Annotated in this window: 1 protein-coding gene and 1 pseudogene; both read left to right on the top strand. The window is 61.1% G+C overall.

Features of this window, described 5'->3' with window-relative positions; all coding sequences use genetic code 11:
* The first annotated feature begins 181 nt into the window (after nt 1–181).
* Nucleotides 182–475 carry a VirB3 family type IV secretion system protein gene (locus tag EOA38_RS36450; protein WP_066991233.1) on the top strand — a complete coding sequence of 98 codons (294 nt, stop codon included), beginning with the start codon at nt 182–184 and terminating at the stop codon, nt 473–475.
* Nucleotides 472–1,463 (top strand): annotated as a pseudogene (locus EOA38_RS36445) (VirB4 family type IV secretion system protein); the annotation flags it as partial. The gene EOA38_RS36450 and the pseudogene EOA38_RS36445, both read left to right, overlap by 4 nt.

Genomic DNA, 1,463 nt, shown 5'->3' with positions numbered 1-1,463 from the left:
CTGCAGGGCAGCATTGCCCGATCTTTCGGGATCATAGCCGTTTGCTTTCTCGGCTTCCTCGCCATGACCGGCAGGCTGGTGTGGATGATGGCGCTTTCGATCATCATTGGCATCGCTCTGGTGTTTGGCGCTGCAGCTCTGGTCGATTCCATCCGCTCCACCGCTGGAGGCGCGTGAGCCGATGGAGGACGAAGAGGTCTATGTCGAGCCGGTCAGCCTGCCTCTGACGCGCCCGCCGATGAAATGGGGTGTGCGCTACGAGGTGTTCGCGCTTAACGGCATGGCTGCGGTCATCGGATTCATTGCGACCAGCAGCTTCACGCTTGGCCTCGGCCTATTCAGCGCGACGCATTTGATCAGCGCTTATCTGTGCCAGCGCGACCCGTACATTTTTCACATAGTCGAGCGCCGGCTGTCGAAGCGGGGCGCGGTCGCCAACTCAGGCTTTTGGGGCGCGAGGAGCTATTCGCCGTGAGCGTGAACGCCGACCTGAAATTCGCGAAAGCACGCAAACGGGAAAAGCCTGTCGAGGCCCATGTCCCCTATTTGCGCCATGTCGACGACAACCTGGTCGTCACCAAAAGCGGCTTTCTCGTCGGGGTCATTCAGCTTGGCGGCCTGCCCTTCCAGACCATGGATCAGGCAGAGCTCAACAACCGCATGTTCAATCGCAACACGACATTCCGCAACCTCTCCACGTCCCGCTTTGCCGCCTATGCGACCATCATTCGCCGCCATGTGACGCCAGAGATCGAAGGGGATTTCGACAACCCTTTCGTGGCGGAGCTCGATGCCCGCTACATGGGTGAGCTGGGCTCGAAGAACCTGTTCGTCAACGAGGCCTTTTTGACGCTCATCCGCCGGCCGATGGTCGGGCGCGTCGGCTGGGTCGACAAGGCGCTCAACGCGTTCCGCATCAGCACGGCCGGCGAAGAGACACGTGAAGAGGCCATGGCTGAATTGCACGATGTCCTCGATGGCGTGGTCAAGGACTTTTCCGCCTATGGCGCGCGGCTTTTGGGCGTGATGACGCGGCGCGGCAGCCTGTTTTCCGAACCTGCCGAATTCATCGCCAAGATCCTTGCCGGCGGCGCGGATGTCGAAATGCCGCTGCCGCGCATGAGCTTGGCGAGCGCCTGTGCGACCCGGCAAATCTTCTTCGGCAAGTCCGCTCTGGAGATCAGGGGAGCGCAGACAAGCAAGATTGGCGCCATGGTGTCGATCAAGGAATACCCGCCCTTTACCGCACCCGGCTCGCTCGATGGCCTGTTGCGGCTGCCGCATGAATTCATCCTGACGCAGTCCTTCGCGATTGAAGATCGCGTGACGGCCATGCGCCGCATCAACACGATCTCGAACCAGGTCAGCGGTTCGGATGAGGCCGGGACCACGGTCGAGGATTCCGTGCACGCTGGCGCTGACAAGCTTGCCGGCGGCGAGGTCGTTTTCGGTCAGCACCATAT

The organism is Mesorhizobium sp. M1E.F.Ca.ET.041.01.1.1 (genome assembly GCF_003997355.1).
GTDB lineage: Bacteria > Pseudomonadota > Alphaproteobacteria > Rhizobiales > Rhizobiaceae > Mesorhizobium.
Note: the sequence above shows the minus strand (reverse complement) of the source record. Positions and strands in the feature narration are given on the sequence as shown.

What these genes read in the sequence shown, in the direction of transcription:
- EOA38_RS36450 (WP_066991233.1), top strand. Translation starts at nt 182, where the DNA reads ATGGAGGACGAAGAGGTCTATGTCGAGCCGGTCAGCCTGCCTCTGACG.